A 20,308-nucleotide genomic window follows, 5' to 3' on the forward strand; every position below is an offset into this window, starting at 1 on the left:
CGATCTCGATTCTCCGAGCTCTCTTGTCGTCTCCCCCGCTGTGCGGTGCGTACTACGGCGCCCGGGAGCCGAGGTGACGCTCCGCGGCGAGGACGGCGTCGTGGGTCGTCGGCCTGCCCATCAGGACGCACAGCGTGTACGCGGCGTCGTCCAGGGCCCGGGCGGCCGCCGGGTCGCCCGGTGCCGCCGCGAGCCGGGCCTGGCAGCCGCGGAGACGGGTCAGGACCTCCTCGGTCCGCTGCCGGTTCGGCGCGAGCCCTACCGACGCGGGTGCCGCGAGCGTGGAGGTGCGGGCCGCCTCGACCGCACGGCGCAGGGCCCGCTCGATCCGCGCGGGCAGGGGCGTGCCCTCGGTCCCCGCGACCACGGCGGTCGCCAGATCGTGGACGTTGAGCCGGGCGAGGTCGGCCGCGGCCGCCAGGATCCGCCTCGCGTCGCGTGTCGTGCACGGGGTGGCGGCCATCAGCACGCCCACCGCTCGCGCGGCGGTGGTCGGCGCGGTCGAAGGCCGCAGGACGGGCTCGACGGTCATCGGGGGGTCCTGAGGCAGGTTCGCGGGCATCGCCATGGGGATTCCCTTCCTTCCAAGGCCGCCGGGCGGCAATGGTTGCGTAGGGAAGGTGTTCCCACCCTACTGGCGCCGGTACGCGGCGCCCAGGGACCGTGCCGGCGTTCGCTGACGCCGGACCGGGTCCGTGTCGACGGCCGACGGGCTCCCCGCCGCCACCTGCGCGGAGCCGCCCTGCCACTGCCCCGATCCGGCCACCCGCACACTCCCACCCGGCACCGACCCGCGCGGGACGCGGTGGAAGCCGTCGCCGTCCGGCAGTAGCGTGACGAGCAGGAACGACCGCTCGTCGGCCGCGGTGCCGGACTGAGGGACCCGCCGCCCCGTCCGGTCGCCGGCGGGACGCGGCGTGAGGAGGCGCATCGGCCATGGCACGTCTGGCGGTCACGACGGAAGAGCTGATCGTCCGGCTGTCGTGGTGGGAGAAGCTGGTCGCGCGCCGGGGCGACATCCACCTGCCGCTCCGGGCTGTGGAGAGGGTGGAGGCCGACTCCTCCTGGTGGCGTGCGCTGCGCGGGTCGCCGGGCCGGGGAGCGTGGATCCCCGATGTGCTCTGCCTCGGCGTGCGGGACGTGTCCGACGCGAAGGACTTCGTCGCCCTCCGTCCCCGGCAGGGAGGAGTGGTCAGCGTCGACCTTCGCCCCGACACCGCTCCGTTCGCCCGGGTCGCCGTGTCCGACCGGATCCCCGACGGAACGGCGGCCACCGTACGCACCGCCCTCATCCGCCTGCGGGACAGCTGACCGGCCGGACCTGCCGGTACGGCGGGACAGCACGGGACGGCAGGAGGCGCACCCGCCGGCAGTCGTCGGGTGCGCCTCCACAAGCGAACTGTGGACGTGATCAGCCTTCGCTGTAGGTCGTCCGCGTCTCGCGCTCTGCCGCCTGGTGCTCGGGGGCGCGGGCCGGGCGCGCTTCGTCGGCGCCGCCGACGCGCTTGTTGCTCTTCGGTGCCGTCCTGGCCTGACGGCCGGCCCGGTCCTTCGGCGAAGTCTTCTTGGCCACAGCTGCTCACTCCTCGTGAGTCGGGGGGTTGGACATCACCACCGTGGCACCTGCGACTACGACGCGCATGTCGATCAGTCACGGAGGGTGATGCCGGGGCGCGTGTTCCGGTCCACCCCCCGGCGGCTCCGATCAGGGACTCGGGTGCCCGAGTCCTGGGGGAGGGAGGATGACCCCGTACCCGAGGAACCCCTTCTGGAACGGGCCGCGCGGGATCGGGCTGCGCCACCGCGACGCCCGGAGACAGAGGCGCACGGTGACCTGTCCGATCACGGTCTCCCTTGCGCGCGGAGCCGTCGGAGGGTCCGATCAGGCGCATCAGCGTGAACTCACAGGGGCCTGCCGCTTGTCGGCCGCGGTCGTCGGTCGGTGCGGAGGGATCCCGGAGGGGGCGGTCCGTCGGCCCGGCCACTTCGCCGAGGTCCGCGCCGGGCGGTGACGCAGGTGACGGCGCGTCAGTTCTGTCCGTACGGGGTCCACGGACGAAGCTTCTCCGGGTTGCGTACCGCCCAGATGCGAGCGACGCGGCCGTCATTGAGACCGAACGCCGCGACGGTCACGGTGACACCCGCGTGCTGGGCGACGAGGCCGGGGAGGCCGTTGACCGTCCGCTCCAGGAGCGTCAGGCCGGGGGCCTTGTCGGCGATGTGGATCAGGTACCGGGCGATGCGCTCACTGCCGTCGACCGGACGGAGGACGGTACCGACGAGGCCACCGCCGTCGGCGGTCATCGTGGCCTCCGGATCGAGGAGCCCGACCAGGGCCTCGATGTCCTTCGCCTCCCACGCCTCCTTGAAGCGCCGCACCAGAACGGCCTGTCCGACAGCGGGAACCTCAGGAACAGGCGTATCCACCGAGCGTTCCGCCGGCGTCACCGGAGCCTGCGCGGCGCGGACACGTCGACGGGCCGAGGTCGCCAGCTGCCGGCAGGCCGCCGGCGTCCGGCCGACCATCTCCGCGACCTCCGCGAACGGGTACCGGAAGACGTCGTGCAGGACGAACGCCACGCGCTCGGCCGGCGTCATCGACTCCAGTACGACGAGGAAGGCCATGTTCACCGACTCGTCCAGGGTGATCCGGTCGGCGGGATCGGCCGACTCGGCCCCACCCCCGCCCGACGGCCCGCCGACCCACTCCCTCCGGTCGGGCAGCGGCTCGGGTATCCACGCGCCGACGTAGCGCTCGCGCCGGACCCGTGCCGAGCCGAGCAGGTCCAGACAGACCCGGGTCGCCACCGTCGTCAGCCAGGCGCCGGGCGCTGCGACGGCCTCCTGCCGTGGGCGCGACATCGCGTACCAGCGGGCGTACGTCTCCTGTACGGCGTCCTCGGCCTCGGCCAGCGAACCGAGCATCCGGTAGGCGAGGTTGATCAGATGGCGCCGCTCGCCGACGACCTCGGGCAGGCCCGGCTCGGACGGGGTACTCATGGTCGCGACGCTCCCTGCGCTCATCCTGTCCACCGGCGTTCTTCCCGTCCGCCACCTGCGTCCCTCGTCCGCGGGCGCGACGCCCGCCCCGCCCGGTCGGCGCCCGCCTCACATATCGCGGGCCCACGTCGTCGGACTACCGAGACACTACCGATCCACCGCCGCGAGGCAGAAGAGGGGACCGCGTCATGGCCACAGAGACGACGGCGACACCGGGCAGACTCACGTTCCTTCGGGTCACGGTCGCCCTGCAGACCGTGGCGCTGGCCTTCCAGGCGGTCACCGCCGGAATGCTGCTGTCCTCGACCCTCGGCGCGGCGCTGCACGACGTCGGTTCGCGCGTGATGTACGGCGCGTCGATGCTGTACGTGCTCGCGGCGGTCCTGGCGTGGCGGCCGGGGGGCGGGTCGCCCCGGCCCGCCCTGTACGCGTCGGGCTTCCTCGTACTCGCCTCGGTCCAGGTGGTGTCGGGCATCGCGCACGTGCCGTCGCTCCATGTCCCGCTGGGTGTGCTGATGTTCACCCTGAGCGTCCTGGCGCTGGTCGTCACCGGGCGGGAGACGACGGTCGAAAGGGGGCCGAAGCGGACCGGGGGCTCCCGACCGGGCGCGCGATAGTCGTGCGACCAGGTTTGCGTTTCGCTCTGACGTTCTGGAACTCTCCGTTCGACTTATCTGACACATGAGCAACGGAGACCACCCCACATGCCCCTAAGGCGCACACAGCGCGCTTGGCTCACGGCAGCCGCCGCGGCCTCGCTCGCGTTCACCGGCATCGCGGCGCCGGCCCACGCGGAGGACGTCCCACCGGCCGCGCCCGAGGCCTGGATCCAGGAGCCCCGTACGGCCGAGGGCTCCGCCCCGCCGCTCACGGCCAGCGGCTGGACCGCGCCCGGCGGGCCCGCCTCGCCGGGCGACTTCACCATGACGCCCGGCGCGTTGAACGCCGAGACCACCCAGCGGGTCGCCCGTCTGGACGCGGTGCTTCCGCCGTCCGGGGTCCAGGATCTGCTGGCCGAGGCGAACCGGACCGTCGAGCCGTGGTGCTCCCGCGACTCGTTCGGCACCGCCCCGAACCCCGACATCAAGTACTGCCTGCAGAGCGACGACTCGGTGTCGCGCGAGTGGATCCCCCAGGGCATCACGGGCGTCTCCGACGCGAAGGACAACGAGAGCTGGGGCGAGGCCAAGGACATCCAGCTGTTCGCCTCGTACGACGGCTGGGACCCGGGCCGGGAGACCGACCCGAACCCCGCGACCGGCGACTGCACGACCGCGGAGCTGGAGGCGAACGACGCCTGCAACCAGAAGGGTGTCCGCGTCACCTTCGTGCAGAAGCGGACCAATCCGCTCACCGGCGGCATCGAGTACAAGTACCGGCACGTGCTGCTGGCCTGGACGTACGTGAACTCGGCCGACCATGTCTCCTTCGACGGACTGCACGCCGCCGAGTACCCGATCCAGAAGGGCGTCCACGCGGGCGGGATCGTCTGGTACGGCAACTACCTCTACGTCGCGGACACCCGCAACGGCCTGCGCGTGTTCGACATGCGCTACATCATGGACCTGGACCCGGACGGCGACGCCGGCACGCACGACGTGATGGGGACCGACACCGACGGCGTGAAGACCACCGCCAACGTCGAGGTCAAGACGAAGGTCGGCCGGCACAACAACGTCTGGTACAGCTTCGGCTACCGCTATGTGATGCCGCAGGTCGCCGCGTGGAAGTTCAAGGCGGCGCAGACCAACCCCAAGGGTTCGTACGCCTGCGTCTCCACCGGCGCCCCCAAGGCGTCCCACATCTCCCTGGACCGCAGCACCACCCCCGACCGCCTGCTCATGGGCGAGTACTGCCGGCCGGAGAGCGGCTATCCGTCGACCGGCCGCATCGCGTCGTTCCCGATCGCGGCCCTGGAGGGGCGCACCGCCGACGTGACCGCCGAGGGCTGGGCCAACTACCTGCCCCTGGCCAACGGTGGCGCCCAGGGCGCGGCGGCGCACGGCGGCACGCTGTACGTGAACGAGTCAAAGGGCACGGACGAGCCGGGCAACCTCTGGCGCTACACGTGGAGCAACGGCCAGCTGGTCCAGTCCGGGCAGGCCGTCAAGACCGCGCGGGGCCCCGAGGACCTCTACTTCGAGCGCGGTACGGGTCGGCTGTGGTCCCTGTCCGAGCACCGCCCCGGAGTGGCCGCGGACTGCACGGCGAACCGGGACACCGCCGATCCGGTGGGCACGGACTACTGCCAGCGCGTGCTCTACGGGCACAAGCTGAGCTGGCTCGACGGCCAGCCGTAGCCGGGGAGGTGCGCCCCGCCCCCGGTCGGTCGACGCGTGACGACCGGCCGGGGAGTCGCCCCGAACACGGGCGGCGTCTCGCCTAATCTACCCAGAACCGACATTCCGTCACGATGGGAAGCCTCATGCCCTCTCGCCTCAACCCGTACATCAGCTTCGACGGAGACGCCCGGCAGGCCATGGAGTTCTACAAGGACGTCTTCGGCGGCACCCTGGCGCTGAACACCTACGGCGAGGCCGGCGGCACGGAGGCCGGGGACGCCTCCGCCGACAAGATCATGCACGCCATGCTCGAGACCGACAGCGGCTTCACGCTCATGGCCGGGGACGTCCCGCCCGGGATGGAGCACCACCCCGGGACCGACATCGCGGTGAGCCTGAGCGGGGACGACGCCACCGAGCTGCGCGGCTACTGGGACAGGCTCTCCGCCGGGGGCACGGTCTCGGTGCCGCTGGAGAAGCAGATGTGGGGCGATGTCTTCGGCATGTGCACGGACCGCTTCGGCATCGCCTGGATGGTCAACATCAGTGAGCAGGGGTCCTGATCGGACGCCCCCTCCATGAAGTCGGCACTCGGCCCCGGACCGTATGCGACGGTCCGGGGCCGAGTGCCGTCCGCTCTCTTCAACTCACTCCGCCGTTCAAGAATCTGAACAACAGCCAGCCACCTAGCCATTGACGTGTCCACGAGGGCAGCTCTAGCGTCCCGGGAAAGCGCTTTCTCGTCCAGTCCCCGGAACGCCCCTCCCCCTCCTGGAGACCCTCAGATGCATCTGCGATCCGTCACAGCCTGCGTCAGCCTGCTGGCGGGCACGCTCGCCGCCCTGTCCCTGAGCCCGGCCCACGCCGCCTCCTCCCTGTACGAGGCCGAGACCTCCCCCGCCGTCTGCAACGGCACCGTCGACTCCGACTGGCCCGGCTACTCCGGCAGCGGCTTCTGCAACGGCACCAACGCCACCGGCGCCTATTCCCAGTTCACGGTGAACGCCCCCGCCGCCGGAACCGCGACGCTCGCCGTCCGGTTCGCCAACGGCACCACCACCGCACGGCCCACCGGCCTGGTCGTCAACGGAACCACCGTGCAGACGCCGACCTTCGAGGGCACGGGCACCTGGTCCGCCTGGACCACGAAGACCCTGACCGTGACGCTCAACGCGGGCAGCAACACCATCCGGCTCAACCCCACCACCTCCGCCGGACTGCCCAACGTCGACTCCCTGAACGTCACCACGGCCGACGGGCCGCCGCCGCCGACGGGCAGCGCCCTGTACGTCGCCCCGAACGGCACGGACGGCGCCTCCGGAACGCAGGCCGATCCCACGACGCTCACCTCGGCGATCAGCCGCGTCGGCACCGGCGGGACCATCTACCTCCGCGGCGGCACCTACCGCCACTCCACGACGATCACCGTCCCGCCCGGCAACAACGGCACGTCGAGCGCGCGCAAGAAGCTCGCCGCCTACCCCGGCGAGACCCCGGTGCTGAACTTCTCGGCCATGACCGAGGACCCGGCCAACCGCGGTCTGGCCCTCAACGGCTCGTACTGGCACGTCAACGGCATCGTCGTCGAGCGGGCCGGCGACAACGGGATCTTCGTCGGCGGCAGCAACAACGTCATCGAGCGCACCGTGACGCGCTTCAACCGCGACACCGGGCTCCAGCTCTCCCGCATCGCCTCCACCACCCCCCGCGAGCAGTGGCCGTCGAACAACCTCGTCCTGAGCGCGGAGTCGCACGACAACGCCGACTCCGACGGAGAGGACGCCGACGGCTTCGCCGCGAAGCTCACCGTCGGCGGCGGGAACGTCTTCCGCTACGCCGTGGCCCACCACAACATCGACGACGGCTGGGACCTGTACACCAAGACCGACACCGGCCCCATCGGGACCGTGACGATCGAGGACTCCCTCGCGTACGACAACGGCACCCTCAGCGACGGGTCCCAGGCCGGGGCCGGTGACCGCAACGGCTTCAAGCTCGGCGGTGAGGACATCGGCGTCGACCACGTGGTCCGGCGCACGATCGCCTTCCGGAACGGCAAGCACGGGTTCACGTACAACAGCAACCCGGGCCGGATGACGATCTCCCAGAACATCAGCATCGACAACGCCCAGCGCAACTTCTCGTTCGACGCGGGCACTTCGGTGTTCCGGAACAACACCTCCTGCCGGTCCGGGAGCGGGACGAACGACCGGACCGTCGGTGACGTCGACACCTCGAACCAGTTCTGGTCCGGCTCCAACGGCTCCCGCTGCGCCGCCTACGCCGGGGCCCTGAGCTGGTCCTTCGCGTCGGACGGCCGTCTCGTCACGGCCTTCGGCGGCCGTACGGTCACCTGGTGAGCCTCCGGCACTGAACCACGGCGTCGGCCTCGGGTCTCCCCACCGAGGCCGACGCCGCGTTTCACCCCGGGCCCGCCTCCGGGTCACGGTCGGACGCGGGCCAGACGTAGGGCAGGTCGTCCGGCACCTCGGGAAACCGGTCCCGGTAGAACTCCGGATCCTTCCGCACCAGGGCCGACTGGTGGCTGCGGTGGAAGGCCGGGTCGCCGATCCAGGGCGGGAGGTCACCGCCCGCGACGAGCTGCCGCTGGGACCGCACGACCACATCCGGCCGCAGGGCCCGGAAATCGGCGACCAGGGTCACCGCGCACGTGTCGGCGCGCCCCCCGCTCGTCCAGACCCGGCACATGTCCAACCCGTACCGTACGAGCGCCTCCTCGTAGCCGGTCCACATCCGGACCGCCGGGTGCCTGCGCCACCCGTACCCGGGGACGGTCAGCCCGCGGAACACCTGCAACGCCTCGACCCGCTGCTTGCCGAGCCGTCGGGGATCCAGGACCAGGGCCGATTCGGCGAAGTCCGGATAGGGAAGAAAAGTCTGCATACGTCCTCCTTACCCAGGGGGACGTCCTCCCGTGCCCATACACGGTCGAAGCCCGTCGCTCAAGAGCTGGTCCGCGTCAACAGAACGAGGATTTTCGGGCTCACTTTCACCCGTAACGCTTGGTTAACCCTGCAAACAGCTTTGCCGAGTTATGGTCGTTCTTGACTGGCCGTTGACCAGCCGTTGGTTTTCCTTAGACTTTGCAAACCGCCTGGAGGGAGGCATATGCAGCGAGCAATGACGGTCTCGACCGCCTTCGCGATCCTCGCCCCGGTCCTGATCGCCCTTCAGCTCCTCACCTCCCTCCCGTCCTTCGCATCTGCACATACACCCCGTCATGCCGTGGCCACGGCTCCTTTCGGTGCGCCCCCTTCGGGGACCGCCTCGTACGACGAGACGGCCACATGCCACGACCCCGGACCGCCCGGGGACCCGACCGGTCCCCTGCGCACCCGCGACCGGCAGCGGACCGCCGACAACCCGCCGGCGTCCGAACGCCCGATACCGCCCCACCGCGCCTCGGCCGCGCCCCGACCGGGCACGCCCGCCTCCGCGGATCCCCCACCGGCCGGATCGTCGGGGGCCCGCTCCCTCACCGCACTCCAGGTGTTCCGCTGCTGATCGGCAGAGCAGCCCCCACCGCTCCACACACCTGCCCCGCACAGCCGACGCGTCCCCACGACGCGCCAGGAGGAGTCACCACACCATGCAACCCCTCATCGACAACGCCCGGACGTTCGGACAGCGCCCTGAGGAGTTCGCCCGGCTGGCCGAAGGCCAGTCCCCCGAGGTCCTGTTCATCACCTGCGCCGACTCCCGGGTCGTCCCCGCGCTGATCACCGGCGCCCGGCCCGGCCAGCTCTTCGAGCTGCGCACGGCGGGCAACATCGTCCCGCCCTACGGCTCCGGCACCCCCACCGGGGAGGCCGCCACCATCGAGTACGCCGTCGAGGTCCTCGGCGTCCAGCACATCGTCGTCTGCGGCCACTCGCACTGCGGCGCCGTGGGTGCGGTGGTGCGCGGTGACGACCTGGACGCCGTCCCCGCGGTGCGCGACTGGCTCGCCCACGCCGCGGAGGAGCCCGCATGCGCGGACCCCGCGGACCCGACGGTCGCCGAAGCCGTGCAGCACCACGTCCTGACCCAGCTGCTGCGGCTGCGCTCCTACCCCTGCGTCGACAAACAGCTCGCGTCGGGGCGGCTCACCCTGCACGGCTGGTACTACGAGGTGCACACCGGAGCCGTACGCGAACACCGCGCGGACACCGACGCCTTCGAAGCACTGTGAGGGCGGCCGACATGACCACCAGGTTTCCCTACTTACGGCACGACTTCACCGCCTCGCTCGTCGTGTTCCTCGTCGCGCTCCCCCTGTGCGTGGGCGTCGCCGTCGCCTCCGGGGTCCCCGCCGAACTCGGGCTCGTCACCGGCATCGTGGGCGGCATCGTCACCGGTCTCATGCGGGGCAGCAGCCTGCAGGTGTCCGGCCCGGCGGCCGGCCTGACCGTGCTGGTCTTCGAGGCCGTCAGCGAGTTCGGGCTCCGCGTACTCGCTGTGATCGTGCTGGCGGCGGGACTGCTCCAGCTCCTCATGGGCGCCCTGAAGCTGGGGCGTTGGTTCCGGGCGATCTCCGTGGCCGTCGTCGAGGGCATGCTGGCCGGTATCGGACTGGTGATCATCGCCGGTCAGTTGTACGCGGCGGCCGGCCTGAAGGCTCCCGCCTCCGGTATCGACAAGGTCCTGGGGCTGCCCGGTGCCGCCGCCGACGCGCTGGGCAGCACCGTCGCGCTGACCTCGCTCGCGATCGGCGCGGGCACCATAGCCGTGATGGTGGGGTGGAAGACGCTGCCGAAGAAGGCCCGGACCGTGCCCGGGGCACTGGCCGCGGTCGTCCTCGCGACGGTGGTCACCCAGGTGTTCGGCTTGCCGGTGGCCAGCGTCGAGGTGAACGGGCTGCTCGGCTCCGTCCGGCTGCCGGGTGCCGACGCCTTCGGCGCGCTGGCCGACCCCGCCGTCCTCGGCACGATCATCGCCTTCACCCTGATCGCCTCCGCCGAGAGCCTGTTCAGCGCTGCCGCGGTGGACCGGTTGCACGACGGTCCGCGCACCCAGTACGACAAGGAGCTCATGGCGCAGGGCGCGGGCAACGCGGTCTGCGGTGTGCTCGGCGCGCTTCCGATGACCGCCGTCATCGTCCGCAGCTCGGCCAACGTGGCCGCGGGCGCCAGGACCAAGGCGTCCCGGGTCCTGCACGGTGTGTGGCTGCTGCTGTTCGCGGCGCTGCTGCCCTGGGCGCTGGCGCTGATCCCGCTGCCCGCGCTGGCCGGCATCCTGGTCCACGCGGGCTGGAAGCTGATCCCCTTCCACGGGGTCGTGTCGCTGTGGCGGAAGCACCGGGGCGAGGCACTGATCCTGGTGGTCACCGCCGTCGCGATCGTCACGGTGAACATGTTCGAGGGCGTGCTGATCGGACTGGCCCTGTCCGTGATCAAGACCGCCTGGGAGACGTCGCACGTCAGGCTGGAGGTCATAGACAAGGGCGCGGGCCCGATCCAGGCCTACCTGTCGGGCAACGCGACCTTCCTGCGGCTGCCGAAGATACTCGACAGCCTGGAGGCGCTGCCTCAGGACCGACCGGTCGTGGTCGACCTGTCCGGCCTGCACCACCTCGACCACGCCTGCCGCATCGCCCTGGAGACCTGGGCCGAACGGCACAGCGTGGCCGGCACGGAACCCGTGAGGGTCATGGAACCGGTGAAGGCCACGGCCGGCGAGCCTGCCTGACGACCGGCGCCGACCACCGCAGGAACGTCACCCCATCGGGCGGAGGCCCCACCCGGGCGCCTCCGCCCGATGGGGCCGGGCCCCGTGTCGCCTCAGGTCAGGGTGACGACGACGTCCGGGCGCGGCCGGGCGCGGGGCGCCCGCGCGAAGCCGGAGCGCAGACCCGTCCGGCCGCCGCCGGCCAGCTCGATGCTCTCCGCCCGGCACAGCGGCACCGCGACACCCGCCGCCGCGTCGCAGGAGATCACCGACACCAGGTCGCGCCGGCCGCCGACCACCCGTGAGTTCGCGTGGCGCCCGGAAGGCGACTCGCGTACACGGCCGCGTCAGGGGTACCGGGAACTCATGCAGGCATTGTCACGCGAAGTGATCCAGATCGTCCGCGAGGACATCGACCAGGTGAAGGTGGAGCTGGCGGCGGCCGCGTCCGAGGGGCGCAGGGGCACGGCGGCTCTGGGAGCGGGCGGGGTGCTCGGAGTGCTCGCCGTCCTGGCCGCGCACGAAGCGGCGGTGCGGGCGATGGAGCGGGTGTGGCCGACGGAGCGGGCGGCCGGTGCGCTGGCGGCCGCGTACGGCCTCGGGGCCGTGACGTTCGCCGGATACGGATACGAGAGGCTGCGCCGGGCCCGGGCCGCGTCGAGGGAGGCGCTCGCGGGTTCGCTGGACGCGGTGAAGGAGGTGGCCGACGAGCTGGCGGCCGACTGAGGCCGCCCGTAGGCGGGAGATCGCCCGTTCGCCTGCGCCCCTACGCCGGTCACGCGCTCACGCGGGCGCCTGTCGGTCGGGCCGGGCGTGTGCGAGGAGGAACTCGGTCGCGCCCGCGATGGCCTCGGCGTAGGTGGTGTGGACAGCTTCGGACTCCCCGGTCCGCTCGTCCGCGCCGGTGGCGCTGTACCACCAGGCGTCGACGTCCGGGTCGTGGTGGACCACGGCGGCGCCACCCGCGTAACGGAGCGGGATGGGCTCGCCGGCGGTCTTCCTGACCACCGCGTGGGGCCACTTGAGGCGGGCGGACTGCCGCTTGATCCCGCCCCAGGCCGCGCCCAGCTGCGCGTAGTTCGCGCCGCTGCGACCGGCGACGGTGGCGGCGCTCTCCGCCAGCCGGTCGACCGACTGCTTGGCCTCGTACAACGCCCGCAGGAGCGCCAGTTGCACGTCGGGCGAGGCCATCAGCGCCGGATCGAAGGGCTTGTCGGCGGCGCGGTAGGCCTGCGCGCGGGTCGAGATGCGCTCGGCGAGTGCGCGGACCGCGTCGAGGACCCTGTCGTCCATGGTGAACGTGTCGTCCGTGGTGGGCTCGTTCCAGGCGGGCTCCGTCAGGGTCATGACGGTGGCCCAGAAGTTCGCGTCGTTCTTGTCGGGAGTCGGGATCCCTACCGAATCACTCATGCGACAAGTGTATCTGTCGAACGAGACATCCGACAGGTACAACTGTCACCCGTGCGCTCCTCGGGGGTTCCACCGAGGCCGGTCGCCTACGCGTGACGTCGGCACCGGGCGGCCCCGAGCGCGCCCGGTGCGGAGGTCGGTCAGCTGCTGAGCGTGTCGAACAGCGGCTGCCAGTCGATGTGCCGGGTCTCGGTTCCCGGCGGGACGACCAGGAAGGTCCGGCGCACGAAGGCGGCGAATTGATCGCGGTCGCCCCGCAGGGTGGCGCACTGCCCGGGAGACCCCAGCCGGATAAGGAGCCCGTCCCCCACGGCGGGCCACAGATGGAGTTCACCCGACCCGATGGGCGCGTACGAACCGGCGAGGACCATCTCCCTGTCGAGGTGCCAGATGACCGGTTCCGCCTCCAGGAGGTGCAGGGCGAGGCACATCGTGTGGGGAGCCCGGGAGGTGTAGGTGAGGGTGGCGCCGATCTCCACGGGACGGTCCGCGGTGAGCAGCTCCATCGTCATGCTGTGCGTGAGGGACTGCGCAGGAGGCAGCGGCGCTGAGCGGGGCTGGGGCACTGGTCACTCCGGCTTCGGGCGTCGAGAGGGGGCGTCGTTGCGCTCCTCACCCCGTTATCGCCTCTCATGCGTCACGGACGTGGGGTTCCTGGAAAGACGGTGTCGAGGTTTCGCGATGATCGTCAACACCCCGTTGACCATCGGAGTTTTCACCGCACTATCGGGGGCCGGATCGCCCCGGCGCCGACCGTACCTTCCTCTCGTCGGCCTTCCTGACCGTACGACCGCGCACAGCCGCGCCCGGAGGTTCCGTCCCGCGTTCGCCGGGCAGACGAGACGCACATGGTGGTCGGCTGAAGGAGAGGCACATGACGCAGGACCCGTCCATGAAAGCTGTCGGGTGGGCGCGTTCGCTGCCGATCAGCAGCGGCGTGAAAGCGGCCAGGGACTGGACGCGTGAGCACCTGGTGGCACTCGGCTGGTCACGAACGGCGCCGGACCTGGTGGACTCGGTCGTGCTGGCCGTGTCCGAGCTGGTCACCAACGCCCATCTCCACGCGCACAGCGCCGCCCAGCTCATCCTCACCTGGGACGAGAAGTGCCTGCACGTCACCGTGCACGACAACTCGACCCAGCTCCCCAAGCAGCGCCACGCGGACGACGGAGCACTCGGGGGACGCGGGCTGCTCCTGCTGGACGCCCTCGCCGACGACTGGCAGACCCGCCGCTGCCCCAGGGGCAAGGACGTCACCGCGTGCTTCCAGCCGCCGGCGCCCCACCGGTCCGCGTAGGCCCGGGCCGCCCCACCGGTCCGTGAACCAGTGGGGTTCGGTGCGCACGCACGCCTGTGGGCCCGGCGTCGGCCGGGCCCACAGGGGTGACGGGGTCCACCGTCAGCGGCGGCCGCGCAGTCTGCCGAGCAGGCCACGCGCCTGGGACCGCTTCCGGGGGTCGGCGGCGGCGCGGCGCACCGACGCGATGGCCCTCTGTCCCTGAGGGCTACGGCTGAAGCGCTTGATGCGGGTCAAGAGTGCGGACATGAAACCCTCCTGTAAGGGAACGACGCCTGCTGCGGCGCCTAGTGGAAGAACGCCAGGTAGTAGTCCACGAACCTCAGCTTCTGAGGACCGGACGTGTCGCCCTCCTCAGGCACGAATTCCGGCGCGTTCTGGATCTGCTCCTTGGTGCAGCCGACGAAGACGGTCTCCGACGACCTGTCCACGCCGGTGACGACACCCGCCGGGATCACGACCTGCCTGCCGAGGATCCACGGCCCGGTGTCCACGACCAGGTGACAGCGGCCGACGTCGGCGGAGTGCTTGTCGACCTTGCCGATGCCTCCGTCCGCCGCCTCGACCTTGTAACCCGTCAGATCCATTTCGGCCGCTTGGATCGCGGCCTCCGAGAAGGTCCAGATGTCGGAGTGCATGTCTCCTCCTTCTCCTTTGGAGCGCGTCCGGGGCCCATGGTCCGAGCTGTCCTTCGTGTTGCCCGACACGACCGGTTCACACCGTGGAACTCCACTTTTCCCAGGACTGCTCGGCGAGGGGAGGCCGGCGCCGGTCCTTGGCCGTCCGCGTGTCCTCAGCCCTCCTCGCGCAGGCCCCACGGCGAGCCGTACTCGGTGAGCAGGTCGAGGAACGGACGGGGCGGCAGCGCTTCCGGGCCGAGGACGCCGCTCGCGGACCATGCCCCGTTCGCGACGAGTTCGAGAGCCACCACGGGGTTGACGGCGGTCTGCCACACCACCGCCTGCGATCCGTACTCACGCATCGACCACTCGTTGTCGACGACGTGGTAGAGGTACACCTCGCGCGGCGAGCCGTCCTTGGTGCCCCTGACCCAGGTGCCCGCACAGGTCTTGCCGGTCATGCGGTCGCCCAGCGTGGCCGGGTCGGGCAGGCAGGCGGCGACGACGTCGCGCGGGGAGACCGCCACGGGACCGTGCTCCGAGGGGACGGTCACCTTCGCGGTGGCGTCCAGACCGAGTTCGTGGAGGGTCTTCAGCTTGGCGATGAAGTCGTCGCCGAGGCCGTACTTGAACGTCACCCGGCGGGCGTCGACCCAGCGCGGGATGAGCAGGACCTCCTCGTGCTCGACGTTGACGCACTCCACCGGACCGATGCCCTCGGGAAAGTCGAAGACCTCCGGCTCGCTGAAGGGGGCCGTGGTGTACCAGCCGCGGTCCTTCTCGTACACCACCGGCGGGTTGAGACACTCCTCGATGGTCGTCCAGATGCTGAAGGACGGGGCGAAGTCATAGCCCTCGACGGTCAGGTCGGCTCCGTCGCGTACGCCGATCTCCTCGATCTCGTCGAAGAGCTCGTCGGCCGCGTACCGGGCGAAGACGTCCGAGAGTCCGGGCTCCACACCCATGCCGACGAGGGCGAGGCGTCCGGAGTCCTCCCACGGACCGGCCTGCTCGAACTGCGCGTCGCCGAGCTTCACCCCGCAACGCTCGTACGGGTGGGTGGGGTGCGGCGCGGACAGGGACATCGCCATGTCCATGTAGTGGGTGCCCGCCGCGCGGGCCGCCTCGAAGAGCGGCATCACGAACCGCGGATCGGTCGCGTTGAGCAGGGCGTCACACCGCTCCTCGGTGAGCACCCGGCGTACCTCGTCCTCGTCGGACGCGTCCAGACGCCTGGCGGTGAACCGGCCCCCTTGGTCCTCGATTGCCGCGACCGCCGCCTCGGCGCGCGCCAGGTCGTAGTCCGCGACGACCATGTGGGTCAGGAAGTCGCGGCGGGCCGCGATCCGGGTGACGGCCGTGCCCACGCCGCCCGCGCCCACGAGGAGTACTCGCATGTCACACACCTTTCGTCGCCGGAAACGGGCGTCTCCGGGCCTGGACCGATGCAACGGGAAGCCCGGCGTTAAGGTCAATCGTGTTGGCATAAGACCCACTGGACGGAGCAGGGAGAGAGCGACATGGGAAAGCCGGTGGTGCCGGAGGGCGCGCGGCGCAGGCGCCGGCCGACGCGGCAGGGCACGGTGCTGTCCGAGAAGCTGATCGTGGAGACCGCGCTGAGGATGCTGCGGGAGCACGGAAGCACCGGGCTGACCGCACGCAGGCTGGGCGCCGCCCTGGGCGCCGACCCCAGCACCCTCTACCGGTACTTCGCCGGACTCGACGACCTGACCAGGGCCATCGGCGAAGAGCTGACGGGACGGGCGCTCGACACCTGGACGGCCACCGGGGAGTGGCGGTCCGACCTGCGGGCCCTCGGCCTGGCCCTTCACGCGTCCTACCTCAGTCATCCCGAAGCCGCCGTACTGACCGCCAGCCGGGTCACCGGCCGTCCACGGGAGATCGCGGTGGACGAGACGATCCTCGGCATCCTGCGCGGCGCGGGCTTCCCGGACGCGGACGCGGTCGTCGTCTACCACGCCTTCATCGACCTCAGCCTGGCGTTCGCGGCCCTGGACGCCGGGTCGCTGGCGCTGACGGACGAGGCCCGCGCGGCGGACGAGGAGATGTGGAACTCCACCTACGCCAGGCTGCCGGCCGACACCCACCCGAACATCGCGGCCACCGCGAGACTCCTGGCCGGGCGGATGACGCACAGCGCCTATCCGGTCGTCCTGGACACGCTCCTGAACAGCGCCGCGGAGCAGCTCACCTGGGCGCGCGCCCGACGGGATCCGTAGGGCGCGCGCTTATGCCAACGCCGGGCGCGGGCCAGGAGGTCAGTCCTGGTCGGCCACGAAGGAGGCCATCCAGGTCAGGGCGGAGTTCCAGTTGATCGTGAGCTCGTTCGTCGACCAGGACTGGATGTCGTCGATGTAGCAGAACTGGCCGGTGCATCCCTGGAGCCTGCTCTGCGCGAACGGGTCCTGGATGCTCGAGTTGGGGCCGCCGGACAGTGAGCCCGCGGGCGGTGCGGGCAGCTCGGGGTCGAGCTGGCGGGCGTACCAGCGGCTGTGCTGGTTCTGCGCGCTGACCTCGCCGAAGCCGGTGACGTACGAGATGTTCAGGGCGTTGCGGCCCAGGATGTAGTCCATGCTCTCGACGGCCCCGTCGCGGTACTTCGAGGCGCCGGTGATGTCATAGGCGGTGGCCAGGACGACGGCGTTGTTCAGGATCTGGTGGGTGGAGCCCCAGTCGTACCTGTGGCCTTCCGGTGCGTACGGCATGCCGTAGGCGTGGGCCTTCAGCGTGGCGAGGTAGCGGTCGGCCCCCTCACGTACGGACTGGCGGACCTTGTCGCGTCCGGGCAGCCGGTTCGGCACGGTGGCCAGGTCGAGACGGGCCGGGACGGCCGTGCGCGCCCAGTCGAAGCTGATCGGCCCGAAGAGGTCGGCGTTGTGGACCGGGGAGTTCAGGATGTGGTCCTGGAACTCCCTCCCGCCCGTGGTCAGGTACAGCTCGCTGGCCGCCCAGTAGAACTCGTCCGTGACGTCACGGTCGGCGTAGGTGCCGCCGCCGATGCCGTCGCTCTCGGAGGCGAGGACGTCGGGGTGGGCTAGGGCAGCTGCCCAGGCCTTGCGGGCCGCCGCGAGCGCGGTGGCGGCGAACCGGGGGTCGTACGGCTTGTACAGACGGGCCGCCTGGGCGGCGGTCGCCGCCAGGTTCAGGGTGGCCGCCGTGGTCGGTGGGTGCAGCTCTCGCTTCTGCGGGTCGTCGGAGGGCATCAGGGGCAGGCCGGTCCACTGCTCGTCGTGGATCTTGTGGTGGGCCATGCCGGCGAGCGGCTCGCCGTCCGGCACCTGCATCTTGAGCAGGAAGTCCAGTTCCCAGCGGGTCTCGTCGAGGATGTCCGGTACCTTGTTGCCGCTCTCGGGGATGTTCAGCGTGCCGTCGCCCAGCTTCTCGGCCTGCCCCGTGCGGGCGTGCCGGGCACGCTCGTACGTGCTGAGCAGTTGCCAGACGGAGATGCCGCCGTTGACGACGTACTTGCCGTGGTCACCGGCGTCGTACCAGCCGCCGGTGACGTCGAGCGTGTAGTCGCAGACGCCCGGCTGGCAGGGCACGTTCCCGTCCCCCTGGTTGGGGGCGATGTCGACGTGTCCGGCCTCGCGGCCGTACCCGGGGCGCAGGTCGTCGCGGATCGCGACCCCGCTGCGCTGGGTGTAGTAGAACTTCGCGGCGTCCAGGCGCAGCTTCTCGTAGGCGGCGGTGCCGATGTCGAAGGGCCGGCTGGTCTCACCGTCGGCGACCAGGGTGAAACCCTCCCCCGCGCCACGGTGGTCGCTGAAGCCGATGGCGTGCACGTTCTGCCCGGAGGAGGGGTCCACGCCGCGCGGCAGGGTCCAGCCACGCGCGACGACGGCACCGGAGGCGTTCTTCAGCTGCCACGGCAGCCGCTCGGTGGCGTCCGTGACGAGGGTGGCGTTCTTCGGGCCACGGGGCAGGTAGGCGACCTGGTTGACCCTGACCCGGGGCCCGGTGTCGGGCTCGTACCGCTCCGGTGGCACGCCCCCCAGCAGGGACACGTCGTCCAGGCAGAACCGCCAGGGTTCCGCGCCGCCGCCGAGCTGGAAGGCGACCTGACCCTGAGCGGTGTCGACGGGCGCGGCGAACGTGTAGGTGTACGTGTTGCCGGAGACGCTCAGCTGGGGAGTGACCTCGTGGTACGTGTCGTACGGGGGCACCTGGAGGCCCACGACGGCGCGGACGGAGTTGCCTTCGGGGGCGCCCGTCGCGGTGAAGCGGAGCCGGTACGACTCGCCCTTCACGAGCGTGACGTCGTTCTGGCCGACGGCGGCGTCCCAGCGGTTCGCCGTGCCGCCCGGCACGTCGGCGCAGAGTCTGCCGTCGGCCGGCGCGGTCGTGACGTTGTTCGTCCACCACGGGTCGGCGCCGGAGTCGAAGGTGCCGTTCCTGATCTGTTCGACCTCGTCCGCGCCCGCCGGACCGGCGGGCACCGCGGTGAGTCCCGCCGTCAACAGGGCTGTCAGGCACAGCAGGGCGGTTCTGCGAATGTTCACGTGTGGGCTCCTCGAAGGGGGCGGAGCGATGAAGGATGGGAGCGCTCCCAAAAGGCAGGGGCCATATTCCCGGTCGAACCGGAGGGACGTCAACGACCCGGACAGAACCTCGTCGACGGCGCGGACGCGCGTCCGGGGCCGCGCGTCCGGGCGGCCGGACGCGTGGGCCCGGGCATCCGGCCGATGCCGCGGGAACGCACCGGTTCCGACGGGTTGTCAGGGCCCCCGCGGACTCCTACAGTGCCCTGCAATACGCGTGGGAGCGCTCCCAGCAGACGTGGGGGCCGCTCCGCCGCCCCCCTGCTCCTCGACCGCCCCCTGCCAGAGAGGTCCCTCATGCGAGCGTCACCGCACCGCCCCAGAACGCGCGGCCTGTTCGGCGCCCTGCTCCTCGCCCTCGCCACCGTCGCGGCCCTCATGACCGCCGCGCCGGCGGCCCATGCCGACACGCTGATCTGCGAACAGTACGGTTCCACCACCATCCAGGGCCGCTACGTGGTGCAGAACAACCGCTGGGGCACGGGTGCCACCCAGTGCGTCACCGCCACCGACACCGGGTTCCGGGTGACCAGGGCCGACGGCGCCGTGCCCACCAACGGCGCACCGAAGTCGTACCCCTCGGTCTTCAACGGCTGCCACTACACCAACTGTTCGCCGGGGACCAACCTCCCCGCGCAGCTCAGTGGCATCGCCGGCGCCCCCAGCAGCATCTCGTACGGCTATGTCGGCGACGCCGTGTACAACGCCTCGTACGACATCTGGCTCGACCCCACGCCCAGGACCGACGGGGTCAGCAGCACCGAGATCATGATCTGGTTCAACAAGGTCGGGCCGATCCAGCCGATCGGCTCGCCGGTCGGCAGCGCCACCGTGGGCGGGCGCGGCTGGCAGGTGTGGACGGGCAACAACGGCTCCAACGACGTCATCTCCTTCGTCGCTCCGTCGGCCATCACCGGCTGGACCTTCGACGTCATGGACTTCGTCCGGGAGACCGTCTCCCGCGGCATGGCGCAGAACTCCTGGTACCTGACCAGTGTCCAGGCCGGTTTCGAGCCGTGGCAGAACGGGACCGGGCTCACGGTGAACTCCTTCTCCTCGGCCGTGAACCTCGGTGACCCCGGCCCCGGCGAACCCGGCCCGTCGACGGCCTGCAAGGTGAGGTACGCGACCAACGTCTGGACCGGCGGCTTCACCGCCGATGTCACCGTCACCAACACCGGGACCGCCCCCGTGGGGCCGTGGGCGCTGTCCTTCGCGCTGCCCTCCGGGCAGCGCGTCACCCAGGCGTGGAACGCGGCCCTCTCAGCGACGTCCGGGACCGTGACGGCGACCGGCCTCGCGCACAACGCCCGGATCGCGGCCGGAGCGAGCCAGTCGTTCGGATTCCAGGGCACCTACAGCGGCACGTTCGCCGCGCCTTCCGGGTTCAGCCTCAACGGCGCCGCCTGTACGTGAACCGTTCCACACCCGCTCCGCGCTCCACACCGGGGCGTCACCGCAGGAGAAGAACAC

23 protein-coding genes and 1 pseudogene are annotated in these 20,308 nt (G+C 71.2%); 12 read left to right on the forward strand and 12 right to left on the reverse strand.

The genetic code is table 11. From position 1 onward, the window contains the following. Positions 1-52 precede the first annotated feature (52 nt). Positions 53-568 carry a DUF5133 domain-containing protein gene (locus tag ACFWV2_RS23935; RefSeq protein ID WP_384407463.1) on the reverse strand — a complete coding sequence of 172 codons (516 nt, stop codon included), beginning with the start codon at positions 566-568 and terminating at the stop codon, positions 53-55. Between the two features lie 63 nt (positions 569-631). Then, positions 632-931 (reverse strand): hypothetical protein, encoded by a 300-nt coding sequence (locus ACFWV2_RS23940; protein WP_384407465.1) that lies wholly within the window; start codon positions 929-931, stop codon positions 632-634. 5 nt (positions 932-936) lie between these two features. On the opposite strand from ACFWV2_RS23940, the gene ACFWV2_RS23945 reads away from it, so the two are divergent. Further along, the gene (locus ACFWV2_RS23945; protein ID WP_384407467.1) at positions 937-1,311 is read left to right on the forward strand and encodes a hypothetical protein; all 375 of its coding nucleotides are present in this window, start codon (positions 937-939) and stop codon (positions 1,309-1,311) included. 100 nt (positions 1,312-1,411) lie between these two features. Here the strand turns inward: ACFWV2_RS23945 and ACFWV2_RS23950 are convergent, their stop codons facing one another. Together ACFWV2_RS23950 and sigJ are read right to left on the reverse strand one after the other, a co-directional pair. Beyond that, positions 1,412-1,573 (reverse strand): hypothetical protein, encoded by a 162-nt coding sequence (locus ACFWV2_RS23950; RefSeq protein ID WP_384407469.1) that lies wholly within the window; start codon positions 1,571-1,573, stop codon positions 1,412-1,414. A gap of 455 nt (positions 1,574-2,028) precedes the next feature. Continuing rightward, entirely contained in the window at positions 2,029-3,000 is a 972-nt protein-coding gene (gene sigJ, locus ACFWV2_RS23955; RefSeq protein ID WP_384407471.1) for an RNA polymerase sigma factor SigJ, read from the reverse strand. Between the two features lie 188 nt (positions 3,001-3,188). Between sigJ and ACFWV2_RS23960 the strand changes: the two genes are divergently transcribed. The 4 genes from ACFWV2_RS23960 (at position 3,189) to ACFWV2_RS23975 (ending at position 7,642) form a co-directional block, all read left to right on the forward strand. After that, the gene (locus ACFWV2_RS23960) at positions 3,189-3,617 is read left to right on the forward strand and encodes a hypothetical protein (protein WP_384407473.1); all 429 of its coding nucleotides are present in this window, start codon (positions 3,189-3,191) and stop codon (positions 3,615-3,617) included. 87 nt (positions 3,618-3,704) lie between these two features. After that, positions 3,705-5,300 (forward strand): hypothetical protein, encoded by a 1,596-nt coding sequence (locus tag ACFWV2_RS23965; RefSeq protein WP_384407475.1) that lies wholly within the window; start codon positions 3,705-3,707, stop codon positions 5,298-5,300. Between the two features lie 125 nt (positions 5,301-5,425). Continuing rightward, positions 5,426-5,845: a VOC family protein gene (locus ACFWV2_RS23970; RefSeq protein ID WP_384407477.1), complete on the forward strand. Its 420-nt coding sequence runs from the start codon at positions 5,426-5,428 to the stop codon at positions 5,843-5,845. Positions 5,846-6,067: 222 nt separating this feature from the next. Next, positions 6,068-7,642 (forward strand): carbohydrate-binding protein, encoded by a 1,575-nt coding sequence (locus tag ACFWV2_RS23975; RefSeq protein ID WP_384407479.1) that lies wholly within the window; start codon positions 6,068-6,070, stop codon positions 7,640-7,642. Positions 7,643-7,703: 61 nt separating this feature from the next. Here the strand turns inward: ACFWV2_RS23975 and ACFWV2_RS23980 are convergent, their stop codons facing one another. Beyond that, entirely contained in the window at positions 7,704-8,186 is a 483-nt protein-coding gene (locus tag ACFWV2_RS23980) for an MSMEG_6728 family protein (RefSeq protein WP_384407481.1), read from the reverse strand. A gap of 237 nt (positions 8,187-8,423) precedes the next feature. On the opposite strand from ACFWV2_RS23980, the gene ACFWV2_RS23985 reads away from it, so the two are divergent. From ACFWV2_RS23985 to ACFWV2_RS23995, 3 genes are all read left to right on the forward strand, one after another. Then, positions 8,424-8,807 carry a hypothetical protein gene (locus ACFWV2_RS23985; protein ID WP_384407483.1) on the forward strand — a complete coding sequence of 128 codons (384 nt, stop codon included), beginning with the start codon at positions 8,424-8,426 and terminating at the stop codon, positions 8,805-8,807. Positions 8,808-8,892: 85 nt separating this feature from the next. After that, positions 8,893-9,474 carry a carbonic anhydrase gene (locus ACFWV2_RS23990; RefSeq protein WP_384407485.1) on the forward strand — a complete coding sequence of 194 codons (582 nt, stop codon included), beginning with the start codon at positions 8,893-8,895 and terminating at the stop codon, positions 9,472-9,474. A gap of 11 nt (positions 9,475-9,485) precedes the next feature. Beyond that, a complete protein-coding gene (locus ACFWV2_RS23995) occupies positions 9,486-10,970 on the forward strand; it encodes a SulP family inorganic anion transporter (protein WP_384407487.1) in 1,485 nt (494 codons plus the stop codon). A 95-nt stretch (positions 10,971-11,065) separates the two neighbouring features. Here ACFWV2_RS23995 and ACFWV2_RS24000 read toward each other — a convergent pair. Further along, a pseudogene (locus ACFWV2_RS24000) lies at positions 11,066-11,260 on the reverse strand (hypothetical protein); the annotation flags it as partial. Positions 11,261-11,315: 55 nt separating this feature from the next. Here ACFWV2_RS24000 and ACFWV2_RS24005 point away from each other — a divergent pair. Further along, positions 11,316-11,675, forward strand: coding sequence for a phage holin family protein (locus ACFWV2_RS24005; RefSeq protein ID WP_384407489.1), 360 nt, complete (start codon positions 11,316-11,318; stop codon positions 11,673-11,675). Positions 11,676-11,732: 57 nt separating this feature from the next. Here the strand turns inward: ACFWV2_RS24005 and ACFWV2_RS24010 are convergent, their stop codons facing one another. Together ACFWV2_RS24010 and ACFWV2_RS24015 are read right to left on the reverse strand one after the other, a co-directional pair. Next, on the reverse strand, positions 11,733-12,359 hold the full coding sequence (locus ACFWV2_RS24010) for a hypothetical protein (RefSeq protein ID WP_384407491.1): 627 nt from the start codon (positions 12,357-12,359) through the stop codon (positions 11,733-11,735). Positions 12,360-12,499: 140 nt separating this feature from the next. Then, positions 12,500-12,871 (reverse strand): SsgA family sporulation/cell division regulator, encoded by a 372-nt coding sequence (locus tag ACFWV2_RS24015; protein WP_384407493.1) that lies wholly within the window; start codon positions 12,869-12,871, stop codon positions 12,500-12,502. 362 nt (positions 12,872-13,233) lie between these two features. Between ACFWV2_RS24015 and ACFWV2_RS24020 the strand changes: the two genes are divergently transcribed. Beyond that, the gene (locus ACFWV2_RS24020) at positions 13,234-13,656 is read left to right on the forward strand and encodes an ATP-binding protein (protein WP_384407495.1); all 423 of its coding nucleotides are present in this window, start codon (positions 13,234-13,236) and stop codon (positions 13,654-13,656) included. A 102-nt stretch (positions 13,657-13,758) separates the two neighbouring features. On the opposite strand, the gene ACFWV2_RS24025 is transcribed toward ACFWV2_RS24020, so the two are convergent. From ACFWV2_RS24025 to ACFWV2_RS24035, 3 genes are all read right to left on the reverse strand, one after another. Beyond that, complete coding sequence (locus ACFWV2_RS24025; protein ID WP_384407497.1) at positions 13,759-13,905, reverse strand: hypothetical protein; 147 nt, start codon at positions 13,903-13,905, stop codon at positions 13,759-13,761. Between the two features lie 38 nt (positions 13,906-13,943). Further along, positions 13,944-14,294 carry a PRC-barrel domain containing protein gene (locus tag ACFWV2_RS24030; RefSeq protein ID WP_384407499.1) on the reverse strand — a complete coding sequence of 117 codons (351 nt, stop codon included), beginning with the start codon at positions 14,292-14,294 and terminating at the stop codon, positions 13,944-13,946. A gap of 155 nt (positions 14,295-14,449) precedes the next feature. Continuing rightward, entirely contained in the window at positions 14,450-15,673 is a 1,224-nt protein-coding gene (locus ACFWV2_RS24035) for a saccharopine dehydrogenase family protein (protein ID WP_384407501.1), read from the reverse strand. 123 nt (positions 15,674-15,796) lie between these two features. Here ACFWV2_RS24035 and ACFWV2_RS24040 point away from each other — a divergent pair, with 123 nt between their 5' ends. After that, the gene (locus ACFWV2_RS24040) at positions 15,797-16,516 is read left to right on the forward strand and encodes a TetR/AcrR family transcriptional regulator (protein ID WP_384407503.1); all 720 of its coding nucleotides are present in this window, start codon (positions 15,797-15,799) and stop codon (positions 16,514-16,516) included. Between the two features lie 39 nt (positions 16,517-16,555). On the opposite strand, the gene ACFWV2_RS24045 is transcribed toward ACFWV2_RS24040, so the two are convergent. Then, positions 16,556-18,796 (reverse strand): glycoside hydrolase family 9 protein, encoded by a 2,241-nt coding sequence (locus ACFWV2_RS24045; RefSeq protein ID WP_384407505.1) that lies wholly within the window; start codon positions 18,794-18,796, stop codon positions 16,556-16,558. A 336-nt stretch (positions 18,797-19,132) separates the two neighbouring features. On the opposite strand from ACFWV2_RS24045, the gene ACFWV2_RS24050 reads away from it, so the two are divergent. Then, on the forward strand, positions 19,133-20,251 hold the full coding sequence (locus ACFWV2_RS24050) for a cellulose binding domain-containing protein (RefSeq protein ID WP_384407507.1): 1,119 nt from the start codon (positions 19,133-19,135) through the stop codon (positions 20,249-20,251). Positions 20,252-20,308: the final 57 nt, after the last annotated feature.

Source organism: Streptomyces sp. NPDC058671, assembly GCF_042716475.1.
Classification (GTDB): domain Bacteria; phylum Actinomycetota; class Actinomycetes; order Streptomycetales; family Streptomycetaceae; genus Streptomyces.